Origin of the sequence: Acinetobacter sp. YH12094 (assembly GCF_013419295.1) — a bacterium.
Classification (GTDB): domain Bacteria; phylum Pseudomonadota; class Gammaproteobacteria; order Pseudomonadales; family Moraxellaceae; genus Acinetobacter; species Acinetobacter amyesii.
Map to the genome: position 1 here is coordinate 1 of NZ_VPAK01000005.1, position 11,967 is coordinate 11,967.

Sequence of the window (11,967 nt, forward strand, 5' to 3'; positions counted from 1 at the left end):
AGTTTGTTTATTTAATTTCAAAAACTTCTGCAAACTTGGATCTTGATAAAATATTTTACTATTATCCAAGCGGATAATTTTGTGTTTTTTTAATAACTCAACTAAAACCTTGGCAACATTATCACTCACTTTAAGTATAGCTTTAAGTGAGTTTAATAAACTTTCTAACTTTGCAGGTCTAGCTGCATTTTTTGTTAAATATTCACAATATTGAAAAATTAGCTCACCCACATTTTGCTCAGCTTTCACTTCGTTAATTACATGAGCAGAAACTAGCGGCTTTTCATGAATAATTTTAGCTTCAAATTTAGCTATTTTTAATAAATCAACAACATACCCCATGGAATGATCATTAGACATAACATCAAAACTAAATTCCTTAGCCGAAACTTGTGTAGAAAGTTGGCCTGCAATAAATGTTAGTCCAAAATCAGCTGCATCCTTCCCAATCTTTGGCATTTTTAATACTTTTAGTTTGCCATTCATAATAAATGGAGAGAGCTTAACTAAACCATCCAAGCTAAAACTTATTGGAGACTTGGCGTAAACTAAATAAATAGATGAGTATTGCTTTAAATAAGTTAGCAACTCATTTTCAGTTTTATGCAAATTTTCAATATCAAGTAATAATATTTTTTTCATAGCTCACCCATTTAATTATTTTATATTAATTCAGGAACATCTCATGGCTATATAGCACTTCGTGACCATTCCAATAGATATATCCTTTTTCGATCAACTCTTTAAGTAATAGTCGAACATCAGATTGTGGGAACATTTGCTCCAATAAATCACGTAAGGCGTAGATATCTTTTGGTTTATCTGACTTTAATTCATGCAATTTTCGGATCACTTCCATTTGCACAGGGTCAATTTTATTAAAATTTTTAAATAAGCCTTGCTGTGCAGCCTGAATCATCGACGCCGTATCATCAGTATTTGAGGTTTGTTCTTCGAGTGAAGCACTAAATGCATTCAGGTCTGTTTTTATCGGCAATGCTGTTTCAGCAGTCGTATTTAAATCTAGCTGCACCCATTGTTTGAGTACTTTTTTTCGAATCGAAATCTGCTCATCAAAGCGTTTGACGATTTTTAGATTGATCAACATACCGACCAAATGCTGAGCTTTTTCGCTAGAGACTTGCAAAATATTCATCAATGAGTTTTTCAGTTTATCCAAACTGTTGGGTTTGCCACTGAGTTTTTCCAGACCATCACAATAGTGTTTAATCAGTAATAAATCAGGTTTATTCCGAATGGTTTCTAGGTCAGGAATCTTATACTTCACTTTATGTGAAACTTCTTGTTCTGACTGAATTTGAATGAGATGTGCGCTGAGTCCAGAGCCATCCAATTGTTCCATCAGTAATGCAATATCAGGCATCGCTGAAATGACTTCAATATGCGCATCTGGATCCATCAAGGCCATCAGTTGCCCCACAATCACCGCATATTCAAATTCTTTTTGCGGCGTTTCTGGAATATCCAAAACCACCAATTGACCACTCGCGATCCACCCTGCAATTTCAGTTAAATCTTCAAGTGCATATTCAAATTTTCCATTGCAGCTAAACACATACAAAGTACTGTAATGTTCAATGATATTGCGCAATAGATTTGCTGTGGGCGAGTTATTTTCCAAATCTAGCAGGACAACTTTTTGACTCATGAGATGAAATAATGGGTTTCGATCAGCAGATGCGGTGCATTAGACCTGTCACGCTGCAAAAGGTCAAATAAATTTACACCAATCCACAGCTTTGGCGCTGATTCGTCATCTGCCTGTCATTCAAAATCGACATTAATAATGCGGTGGGCGGTTGGTCATCGGGTCAAATGCCGCAATACCTTCAGATAAATCTGCCGATTCAATACGACGATACAACATCTGCATTTGTTTCTTTAAATCAGCGATTTCGGCGTTTTGACGCGCAACTTGATCATTCAGTTGGTCAACTAAATCATCTAAAAATGCAATTCGGACTTGCAAATCTTCAATGGGTGCGGAAAATGACGCCTGTTCATCAAGATTTTGTTGTGTAGTCAATTTACACTCCTCATATAAGATTTCAGGAAACATTATGGCCTATATTACTTTAAGGGACGTCCAGCTTGCATTTGGCGGACCTTCCCTACTCGACGGCGCGAACTTCAGTTTAGAACGTGGCGAGCGAGTGTGTCTAATCGGTCGTAATGGTGAAGGTAAGTCTACTTTACTTAAACTGATTGAGGGAACTTTATTGCCAGATGGCGGTGAAGTTTCATTGCAAAATGGCATTACGATTTCAATGCTTGCTCAAGATGTACCCATGGATTCGGGCAAAGTTGCTGATATTGTTGCCGATGGTGCAGGTGAAGCTGCAACTGTATTACGTGCTTATCATGAAGCCAGCGAAGCCTGCGTACTCGGCGATATGGACGCCTGTGAGCGCATGGGTAACCTACAACATCAGATGGATCAAATGGATGGCTGGTCACTTGAAACCAAGGTGAATGCTATCCTCAGTAAAATGGGCCTAGACCCAGAAGCTGACCTTGCAGATTTGTCTGGTGGTCGTAAGCGTCGTGTTCTATTGGCACGTGCTCTCTTAACGCAGCCCGATGTATTGCTACTCGACGAACCAACCAACCATTTGGACGTTGAAAGTATTGAATGGCTCGAAAAATTCTTACTCGATCAAAACAACTTAACCCTGTTGTTTATTTCGCATGACCGTTCATTTGTCGACAATATTGCGACTCGTATTGTGGAACTTGACCGCGGCATTTTGCGTAGCTATGAAGGCAACTATTCACGTTACCTCGAACTCAAAGCTCAGCAAATGGAAGCGGAAGAAAAGCAAAATGCGCTATTTGATAAGAAACTCGCTGAAGAAGAAGTGTGGATTCGTCAGGGCATTAAAGCGCGTCGTACCCGTAACGAAGGTCGTGTTCGTGCCTTAAAAGCGTTGCGTGAAGAGTCTAAAGCACGTCGTTCACAACAAGGCAAAGTGAGCATGGCAACGCAAGATGCGCAGCGCTCAGGTAAAGTGGTCTTTGAAATTGAAAACTTAGCTGTGCAATTTGGCAACAGCGCACCAATCATCAAAGACTTCTCGGCACTGGTATTACGTGGTGACCGTATCGGCTTAGTCGGTGACAACGGTGTGGGTAAAACCACTCTTATCAAAGCTATTTTGGGTGAGCAAGAACATACTGGTACAGTAAAAACAGGTACACAGCTTGAAGTTGCTTACTTTGATCAGCTTCGAAATGCACTTGATCTTGAAAAATCAGTGAAAGATAACGTCTCTGAAGGCTCAGACCATGTCGATGTAAACGGTAGCCGTCGTCACATCTACAGTTATTTACAAGACTTCTTATTCTCTCCAGAACGTGCACGTACACCTGTTAAAGCACTGTCTGGGGGTGAGCGTAACCGTATTCTGTTGGCTAAGCTTCTACTAAAACCATCGAACCTTATCGTGATGGACGAACCGACCAACGACTTGGATATGGTAACTCTTGAACTGTTGGAAGAAATGCTCAGCGCTTACAAAGGCACACTGTTACTGATTTCGCATGACCGTGCCTTTATGGACAATGTGGTGACGTCGACTTGGGTATTTGATGGTAAAGGTCAAATCGATGAATACATCGGTGGTTACCAAGACTATTTGGAACAGCGTCCTGACCAAACTGTCGTGGATCAAAAAAGCGATGTGAAAAAAGCCATGGCTAAAGCCGAAGCCGCGGCTGCCGCTGCCGTACCTAAAAAAGTCAAGCTCAGTTACAAAGACCAACGTGCCCTAGAACAACTGCCGACTGAAATTGAAGCATTGGAACAAGAGCAAGCTGAATTGTCTGAAAAATTAGCCGACGGTTCTTGGTTTATGACTGACGCCGATGCTGCGACCAAAGCATCACAGCGTCTAGCTGAAATTGATGACGAAATGCTAGAAAAAATGGAACGTTTAGATGAGCTAGAAACGCTCGCAAAAGGCTAAGCCTACAAATATTCCGCAAAGAAAAAGCCGTATTTCGATACGGCTTTTTTTATGTCATATGACTCGACTGAATTATTAGATCGGATGACTCAGTTTCAAATTGGAGCATACAGCGTCTGTAAAGACGATTCCACTAATGTGAAAAGCTTGCTATGGTGACGCTCAACATTAGATTGAGTCACGAGCATGCAAATTTCAGATCAAATTGTCTTGGTTACAGGAGGCGCACGTGGCCTCGGTTTGGCGATTAGCCAAACTTTAATTGCTGAAGGCGCACGCGTGGTCGTGAACTATCTATCCAGTCAAACTGCGGCAGAACAGTTGGCGACCGCATTTCCTCAGCAAGTGTTTGCCTATCAAGCAGATGTCACAGATAAAGCTCAAGTAGAACAGCTTTTTGCCGCAGCAGAAGCACATTTTGGTACCGCGATCACCTCTGTCGTAAATAATGCCCTCATCCATTTTCAATTTAATGGCGATGCCCGTCCTAAAATTGAAGAACTGACTGCACAGCACTTACAGCAACAGTTTGATGGCGCAGTCGTCGCTGCACTCAACACCACGCAAGCGGCGCTTCCCAAGATGAAAGCACAGGGTTTTGGTCGCATTGTCAATATTGGTACCAACCTGGTACAAAACCCTGTCGTGCCTTACCACGACTACACTGCAGCAAAGGCAGCTCTGTTGGCCTTCACCCGCACAGCGGCGCATGAGCTGGGTGAGTTTGGGATTAATGTGAATATGCTTTCAGGTGGCTTATTACAAAGAACCGATGCCAGTAAAGCGACGCCCTATGCCGTGTTTGATTTAATCGCAGCATCGACACCTTTACGCACAGTGACCACACCTGAAGAATTTGCGGCGGCCATCATGATGTTCTTGTCCCCTTACTCACGTGCAGTCACCGGGCAGAATTTGATTGTCGATGGCGGTTTAGTCAAAGGTTAAGTCTAGCGCAGCATGAGTTTGAACTTTCTCTTTCAATTCAGCTTCATGCTAAACTGAACCCTATTTTTTAATCTTTGATTTAGCCCTATGAGTCAAAAGCCAACATATCAACCCGGAAAATTCCAATGGTCTTTCTTACTTCCTCAGTATTGGGGAATATGGATAGGGATTGTATTTCTTATGATTTTGGCGATTCTTCCTTGGGCAGTTCAGTATCGCCTTGGACAATTCCTCGGTTCTGTCGCATTTAAAAATCTCAAATCACGTCGTAAAACCACGATTCGCAACTTGGAAGTTTGCTTTCCTGAATGGACAGCAGAACAGGTTGAGGCCAATGCACGACAGGTTTTTATCGACCAAATGATTGGCATTTTTGAAACTTTAAATGCATGGTACAGTCCGCAGTGGTTCAAAAATCGGGTGCAAATTGAAGGCTTAGAACATATTCAAAATGCACAAGCTGAAGGCAAAGGTATTTTACTCCTCGGCACACATTCTACCCTGCTCGATGCTGGTGGCTATTTATGCGCACAGTTCTTTGAGCCGGATGTGGTTTATCGTCCGCAAAATAATCCGCTGTTGGATATGTTGATTGTGCGTTGCCGTGCCACCATCTATGCCAACCAAATCGACCATGACGATATGCGTGGCTTGATTCGCAATCTGAAAAATGGCCATGCCATTTGGTACAGTCCCGATCAAGACTTTGGTTTAAAACAAGGGGTTATGGCACCGTTTTTTGGTACTCCCGCAGCCACTGTTACTGCACATCGTCGCTTATTAAAAATTGCTAAAGCCGTAGCGATTCCATTGTATTTTTATCGCGATGGCGACATCAGCAACCCTCAATATCATGTGCTGATTGAACCTGCTTTGGATAATTTTCCGAGTGAAGATGAAGTTTCGGATGCTGTTCGAACCAATAAAATTATTGAAAATCAGCTACGAATCGCACCGACACAATACATGTGGTTCCATCGCCGCTTTAAAACCCGCCCACAAGGCTATGACAAAATCTATTGAGTTCAACTCAGCACATAAAAAAGAGAAATGCTATGAAAGTAATGCAGCTTTTACCTGAATTGAACAGTGGTGGTGTCGAGCGAGGAACCTTAGAAATAGCTCGTGCTTTAGTGACCGCCGGTCATGAGTCCTTAGTGGTTTCAAATGGTGGCCGTATGGTGACTCAATTGGAAGCCGAAGGCTCAACTCATCTCACACTCGCAATCCATAAAAAAGCCTTATCAAGCTTATGGCAAATTCGTCCTCTACGTAAACTGATTGAGCAACATCAACCAGATATCGTGCATGTGCGCTCACGTGTCCCCGCGTGGCTCACGCATTTTGCCCTCAAAGGGATTCCTGCAAACAAACGACCTCACCTGATTTCAACTGTACATGGTTTTTATTCGATTAATCGCTACAGTCAAATCATGACGCAGGCTGAAAAAGTCATTGCGGTCTCGGATAGTGTTGTCAAATACATCACGGACAACTACAAAAACTGTCCTACCAAGGACATTGTGCGTATTTATCGTGGCATTGACCCCGCTGCTTTTCCGCATGGTTATCAACCCTCAGCACAGTGGCTCAATCAAACCCTAAAAGATTTCCCTGAACTAGAAAATAAGCGTCTGATTTGCTTACCAGGCCGTATCACCCGTTTGAAAGGTCATGAAACCCTGATCCATTTAATGGAACAGCTACAAACACAGTATCCCGACGTACATGCGGTGGTGGTCGGTGGTGCAGATCCGAAAAAAGCGGCTTATTTACAAGAAATGCAAGACAGTATTGCGGCTAAAGGGCTGAGTGATCGGATTACTTTTGTCGGTCATCGTTCAGATATCCGTGAATGGTTAGCTTTTAGCGATTTGGTTTTATCTTTGTCGAGCCAAGCGGAAACCTTTGGACGGACTGTACTCGAAGCACTGTCTGTAGGTACACCTGTGATTGGTTGGAACCGTGGTGGTGTAGCTGAAATTTTATCCAATGTCTATCCGCAAGGTTTAGTCACTGTCGATGATGAAACACAATTACTCGACACCTTAAAGTTGCATTTAGACCAACCACAGCAGGTGCAACCTATCAGTATGTTTAGTTTAAAAGAGATGTGTGATCAGACTTTGGAGTTGTATACGCAAGTAGCCTCTCAGCATTCCGCTTGATTGACCACATGTCATTGATCCTTGCTGCTCAGGATGAAGCTCGGGAAATATTTTTAATTCGGCAACTCAATCATCATCTAGAAAAGATATTGTGCATTTCACAATATCTTTTTTTCTATTAGGATTTTTTAACTGGCGATTTAATCCTTCCATTTCGCCCTTCAATTTCGAGCTTCCACTTAGCCCTTCCATACACGGTATCGGGACATCAACCAAAGGATTAGCGGCAACAACATGATATTCAGAATATATTTCAAACTTTGCCCTATACGCCAATAACCTCTATCTAAAATGTCATGCCGTGCATTAAACAATTCAAATCCCACTGCGACGACCACAACGGTCCAAATCGCATAATGTGATTTCAATTGGCGGTGGTGGCAAAAGGCCACAAAAAAGAACAGGATTAAGCCAAGATAAATGGAAAGTGCATCTGTCGATAAGTGTGTAATCTGCAATATTTTCTGGTGCCATTCGGACAGCATAGAATGCCTCGTACTTATATTTATTGGAAATTCATCTCTTTTTTCTTGGCACACTGTATAAAGAAATTGATCATAAGAAAAGCAAAAATATGTATATCACAAAAGCAAAACCCGAGTTCTGCATCCTGCAAAACTCGGGTCTATGAGGTTGTGCTTTCACAAGTATTCTTTTTATTTTTTATTGGCTTTCCTTTCCTGCATCTGTTCCGTGATGCTTCCATCGGCTTCGTCTTCCTTAGTGGGATGTTCCGTTCCCAGTTCCATGTGCCGATGATCAAAGAATAAGTCAATACACTTGACCTGACCATTCGTCAGAAGCCGAAAGCTGTGTAAGCTATTTCTTACACTTTTCTCTTAAATCAAACAAAATCAAGGTATCTTCGTACCATCCTTATAATCACGGGCGATTTCATCGGTCACAATCTTCTCCTCTTTCTCAGCTTTTTCTATACCCTCCTGAATTGCCTCTTGAGCTTCTTGTTCATCTTCATCTGTTTGCCCTAATTCTTCTTGGATTTGCTCAAATACCCTGCCTGTTTGCAGCACCACATAGACTGGAAAATGGTCTGAACCGATATTGGGCAAGCGTTCCATATGTACCAATGCAAAATCTGTACTATGAAAAATATGGTCGAGCGACCAACGCAGCAGTGGATAATTGGCATGAAAGGTATTTACGAAATGACGTCCAATACGCGGGTCTAAAAGCCCACTGATTCGTTGAAAGAGTCGTGTAGTACGTGACCATGCCACATCATTCAGGTCCCCCATAACGATGCAACTTTCATCTAAATCTTTAATCTGATCGCCCACAATCAGCAATTCTGCATCGCGTAAAGTTGAATCTTTGGCTTCTGTTGGACTTGGCGGTTTGGGATGTAAACAATACAGTTGAACCTGATTTCCTGATGCTAAGGTGACTCGGGTATGGATCGAAGGAATTTCATCACTGAGAATAAATTTGACTTCAGTTTCACTAAGTTCTAACTTGCTATACAAATGCATCCCATACAAATTATCCAAAGGTACGGGTACGCGATAAGGATAATCAGCTTCAATCACTGCCAATTCATTTTGCCAAGTTTGATCGGTTTCTAGCGTGAGTACTAAGTCAGGTTGATGCTTTTGTATTTGTGCCAATAATAAGTGATATTGAGTATTCGGCGTAAGTACATTTGAGACAATGATTGAAATTTGTTTCTGTTTATCTAACTGGTCTGATCGAACTTTTTTGACTTGTTTTTTCCAAATAAAGGTATAAGGCAAAACCATTTTTAATTGATATGCCAAGGCAGCAATCAACCCAATTAAAATGATTTCACGCGCCAAGTCCCATTCAGCATTCCATAAAATTAAGCCTATGAAGGCAAATATGCCCAAAGCCAAGATTTGCAGACGCGGAAAATCTGCACCACGAAACCACCATTCATCTCGTGGTATGAGTGACCAAAATGTCAACCAAATGACGAAGCCAGCCAGTATTTCAATCCAAATCATTACGCCTCCCTTATATTCTTTATTTTTTATTGATTCATAAATTTATATCAGTTTTGCATGTAACATAAACAAGATATATTGCACAATATTATTGGTGTTTTCATTATGTAGCGCTTGCAGTTATGCGCCCTTTTGGTACACTCGAACCCCCTTTTTATTTTTTTAACGCACCGAGGCAAAGTGACATGAAAGTAGGTCTGGTCGGTTGGCGCGGGATGGTTGGTTCCGTCCTTATGCAACGTATGGTTGAAGAAAACGATTTCGCTCATTTCGAACCGTTTTACTTTTCTACCAGTAATGCAGGTGGTGAAGCCCCTGCGTTTGGTGGTAAGACTGCCCCAGCACTTATGGATGCAACGGACATTGATAGTCTGAAGCAAATGGATGTCATTATCACCTGCCAAGGTGGCGATTATACGACTGAAGTTTTCCCTAAGCTTAAAGCTGAACACTGGAATGGTTACTGGATCGATGCTGCATCAACTTTACGTATGGATGATGAAGCGATCATCGTACTTGACCCAGTAAACATGAACGTAATCAAAGACGGCTTAGTCAAAGGCACAAAAACATTCGTGGGCGGTAACTGTACCGTTTCATTAATGTTAATGGGTCTAGGCGGTCTATTCCAAAATAATTTAGTGGAATGGGCAACCTCAATGACTTATCAAGCGGCATCTGGTGCAGGCGCGCAAAACATGCGTGAACTGATTTCAGGTATGGGTTACTTGTACAACAATACCAAAGATTTGCTAGATGACCCACGTTCTCCAATTTTAGATATCGACTCTAAAATTGCAGCCCTACAACGCGGTGAAGGTTTCCCATCTGCGAACTTCGGTGTGCCTTTAGCTGGTTCTCTCATTCCTTATATCGACAAACAGCTTGAAAGCGGTCAGTCGAAAGAAGAATGGAAAGGTCAAGTTGAAACCAACAAGATCTTAGGCAACCAGCAAATCGTGCCTATTGATGGTCACTGTGTCCGTATCGGTGCAATGCGTTGTCACTCACAAGCATTGACTTTAAAACTTCGTAAAGATGTTCCACTGGATGAAATCGAAGATATTATCGCAAGTGCCAACGATTGGTCTAAAGTGGTTCCAAATACCCGTGAAGCGTCAATGACTGATTTGACTCCTGTTGCTGTAACAGGCACCTTGTCTGTTCCAGTTGGTCGTCTCCGTAAGCTCAACATGGGTAAAGAATACCTAGGTGCATTCACTGTAGGTGACCAATTGCTTTGGGGTGCTGCTGAACCTTTACGTCGTATGCTAAGAATTCTCATTGATTATAAAAATGCTTAAGCATTTTTAAGTCTCTGAACAGGAAGCCGATCACAATTGATCGGCTTTTTTATGTAACTGTCGTGTAAATATTTTACAATTCTTTGACAACTCGCTAATCTATAATTTTCGCCATGCGACATATATTCGAGCTAAAGATTAAGATGACCGTATATAACAAATTAAAGATCGCCATTTTAGCCGTTATTGCATCTCAAAACATTCAAGCGATCAGCATTGATCCTGTACAAGTCCAGTCAGCACCCGGGGAATTGCTGTACGCTGAGATTCATTTTCGCCACTCAAATACATCTGTGCCGCTCAGTGCAAGTTTAGCCACGGCAGAAGATTTGTTGAGTATGGGTACAGGGCATCAACCACCGGGGCATTTAAACTTCTTTACGCGTCGTGATGGTGCGGGCAATGGGGTAATTACCATTACCTCTTCGCGTCCAGTGACCGATGCTGAGCTTAATTTTATTGTTAATATTAAAGAAGGTAATGCTTCACGCCTGCAACAAATTCGTACCCCATTAAAACGCAATCCAACCACATCGAATGCGAATCAAACCGCCAATGAGCGTGCTTTAACACCTGTCGTTATTGTAAATGAAAAAGAAATTGCCTTAAATTTACCTGTTAGCACACTCTACACCGCACAAGCACCTGTAGCTGCAGAACAACCCTTATTACTCAGTACCAAAGCACCTCCAAAATTAGCAACGTCAACGCCTGTTGCGATTGAACCAGTCACGCATGTGCAAAATTATAGCGTTGCACCTGCGGAGCAAAATAGCACAAGTACTTCATTTAGTTCTGAAACATCAATTTCGCAAGTTACAAAAACCAATTCGACCGGCTCTGTCAGTTCAGAAATGCAAGCTACACAAGCTGAAACCGCATCAACTGCAAGGTCTCAAGACCCATTGGCACAAAAATTTGCTGCGGAGCAGGCAGCACAAAAACGTGAAAATCCAACAATTCCAGCTCAAAAGGCATCTACACCAAAGCCTACAAGTACCGCGGCTTCATCGACAGCAACACCAGCGGCAAAATATGTGGTTCGCTCGAATGAAAGCCTTTGGGGGATTGCCTCACGTATCGCGACAGAACAAAACCGCCCTGTTTCTGAAGTCATGCAACAGATTAAAAACAGCAACGAACATGCATTCATTCAGGGCGACGTAAACCGTCTGCGCCGTGGTGCGGCCTTAAATCTGCATGGTATGCAGCAAGCAAAACAGCCTGTAAAAGTCTCTGCGGCAGAACTTGCCAAAGTGCCTTCGAAGCAGTCAGGCAAAACCAAATACCGCTTGAATCAAGCTGAAATGAGTCTGGTGGCAGAGAAAGCGCAAGATTCGGCACAATCTTCTGCCAACAGTGCGGCAGAAAAGAATAAAACTTCGAAAGAGTTGTCATTAAAAGTTATGACATCTCGTGAAAAAACCGTTAAATTACAGAGAAACGTAACTCAATTAGAATTGGCGCTAAATCAAAAGGATCACAGAATTCAATTATTAAATGCTCGTCTTGCTCAACTGCAACAACAGTTGAAAGCTCAACAAGCAGATAAAAGAAGCCAATAAACTAAAACGTTACC

Annotated in this window: 11 protein-coding genes; 6 read left to right on the top strand and 5 right to left on the bottom strand. The window is 42.1% G+C overall.

The window, feature by feature from the left end; translation table 11 throughout:
- From FTU34_RS05425 to FTU34_RS05435, 3 genes are all read right to left on the bottom strand, one after another.
- Positions 1–642 (bottom strand): PIN domain-containing protein (locus FTU34_RS05425; protein WP_257226231.1); only part of this gene is annotated, 642 nt, incomplete at its 3' end.
- A gap of 25 nt (positions 643–667) precedes the next feature.
- Positions 668–1,669, bottom strand: a complete 1,002-nt coding sequence (locus tag FTU34_RS05430; RefSeq protein WP_180034950.1) for a hypothetical protein — start codon at positions 1,667–1,669, stop codon at positions 668–670.
- Between the two features lie 132 nt (positions 1,670–1,801).
- Positions 1,802–2,047, bottom strand: coding sequence for a SlyX family protein (locus FTU34_RS05435; protein WP_078189840.1), 246 nt, complete (start codon positions 2,045–2,047; stop codon positions 1,802–1,804).
- 34 nt (positions 2,048–2,081) lie between these two features.
- Between FTU34_RS05435 and FTU34_RS05440 the strand changes: the two genes are divergently transcribed.
- The 4 genes from FTU34_RS05440 (at position 2,082) to FTU34_RS05455 (ending at position 7,102) form a co-directional block, all read left to right on the top strand.
- Positions 2,082–3,986, top strand: a complete 1,905-nt coding sequence (locus FTU34_RS05440; RefSeq protein WP_168377902.1) for an ATP-binding cassette domain-containing protein — start codon at positions 2,082–2,084, stop codon at positions 3,984–3,986.
- Between the two features lie 186 nt (positions 3,987–4,172).
- Positions 4,173–4,934, top strand: a complete 762-nt coding sequence (locus FTU34_RS05445; RefSeq protein WP_180034951.1) for a 3-oxoacyl-ACP reductase — start codon at positions 4,173–4,175, stop codon at positions 4,932–4,934.
- Positions 4,935–5,021: 87 nt separating this feature from the next.
- The gene (gene lpxL, locus FTU34_RS05450; RefSeq protein ID WP_180034952.1) at positions 5,022–5,957 is read left to right on the top strand and encodes an LpxL/LpxP family Kdo(2)-lipid IV(A) lauroyl/palmitoleoyl acyltransferase; all 936 of its coding nucleotides are present in this window, start codon (positions 5,022–5,024) and stop codon (positions 5,955–5,957) included.
- 32 nt (positions 5,958–5,989) lie between these two features.
- A complete protein-coding gene (locus FTU34_RS05455; protein WP_180034953.1) occupies positions 5,990–7,102 on the top strand; it encodes a glycosyltransferase family 4 protein in 1,113 nt (370 codons plus the stop codon).
- A gap of 179 nt (positions 7,103–7,281) precedes the next feature.
- Here the strand turns inward: FTU34_RS05455 and FTU34_RS05460 are convergent, their stop codons facing one another.
- Positions 7,282–7,587: a hypothetical protein gene (locus FTU34_RS05460; RefSeq protein ID WP_180034954.1), complete on the bottom strand. Its 306-nt coding sequence runs from the start codon at positions 7,585–7,587 to the stop codon at positions 7,282–7,284.
- Positions 7,588–7,956: 369 nt separating this feature from the next.
- Entirely contained in the window at positions 7,957–9,084 is a 1,128-nt protein-coding gene (locus FTU34_RS05465; protein ID WP_180034955.1) for an endonuclease/exonuclease/phosphatase family protein, read from the bottom strand.
- 185 nt (positions 9,085–9,269) lie between these two features.
- Between FTU34_RS05465 and asd the strand changes: the two genes are divergently transcribed.
- Positions 9,270–10,388 (top strand): aspartate-semialdehyde dehydrogenase, encoded by a 1,119-nt coding sequence (gene asd, locus FTU34_RS05470; RefSeq protein WP_180034956.1) that lies wholly within the window; start codon positions 9,270–9,272, stop codon positions 10,386–10,388.
- 143 nt (positions 10,389–10,531) lie between these two features.
- On the top strand, positions 10,532–11,953 hold the full coding sequence (locus tag FTU34_RS05475; RefSeq protein WP_180034957.1) for a hypothetical protein: 1,422 nt from the start codon (positions 10,532–10,534) through the stop codon (positions 11,951–11,953).
- Positions 11,954–11,967 lie beyond the last annotated feature (14 nt).

Bases quoted from the DNA above. Each gene is read 5' to 3' on its own strand.
- FTU34_RS05430 (WP_180034950.1), bottom strand. From the start codon at position 1,669: ATGAGTCAAAAAGTTGTCCTGCTAGATTTGGAAAATAACTCGCCCACA.
- FTU34_RS05440 (WP_168377902.1), top strand. From the start codon at position 2,082: ATGGCCTATATTACTTTAAGGGACGTCCAGCTTGCATTTGGCGGACCT.
- FTU34_RS05445 (WP_180034951.1), top strand. From the start codon at position 4,173: ATGCAAATTTCAGATCAAATTGTCTTGGTTACAGGAGGCGCACGTGGC.
- lpxL (WP_180034952.1), top strand. From the start codon at position 5,022: ATGAGTCAAAAGCCAACATATCAACCCGGAAAATTCCAATGGTCTTTC.
- FTU34_RS05455 (WP_180034953.1), top strand. From the start codon at position 5,990: ATGAAAGTAATGCAGCTTTTACCTGAATTGAACAGTGGTGGTGTCGAG.
- FTU34_RS05460 (WP_180034954.1), bottom strand. From the start codon at position 7,587: ATGCTGTCCGAATGGCACCAGAAAATATTGCAGATTACACACTTATCG.
- FTU34_RS05465 (WP_180034955.1), bottom strand. From the start codon at position 9,084: ATGATTTGGATTGAAATACTGGCTGGCTTCGTCATTTGGTTGACATTT.
- asd (WP_180034956.1), top strand. From the start codon at position 9,270: ATGAAAGTAGGTCTGGTCGGTTGGCGCGGGATGGTTGGTTCCGTCCTT.
- FTU34_RS05475 (WP_180034957.1), top strand. From the start codon at position 10,532: ATGACCGTATATAACAAATTAAAGATCGCCATTTTAGCCGTTATTGCA.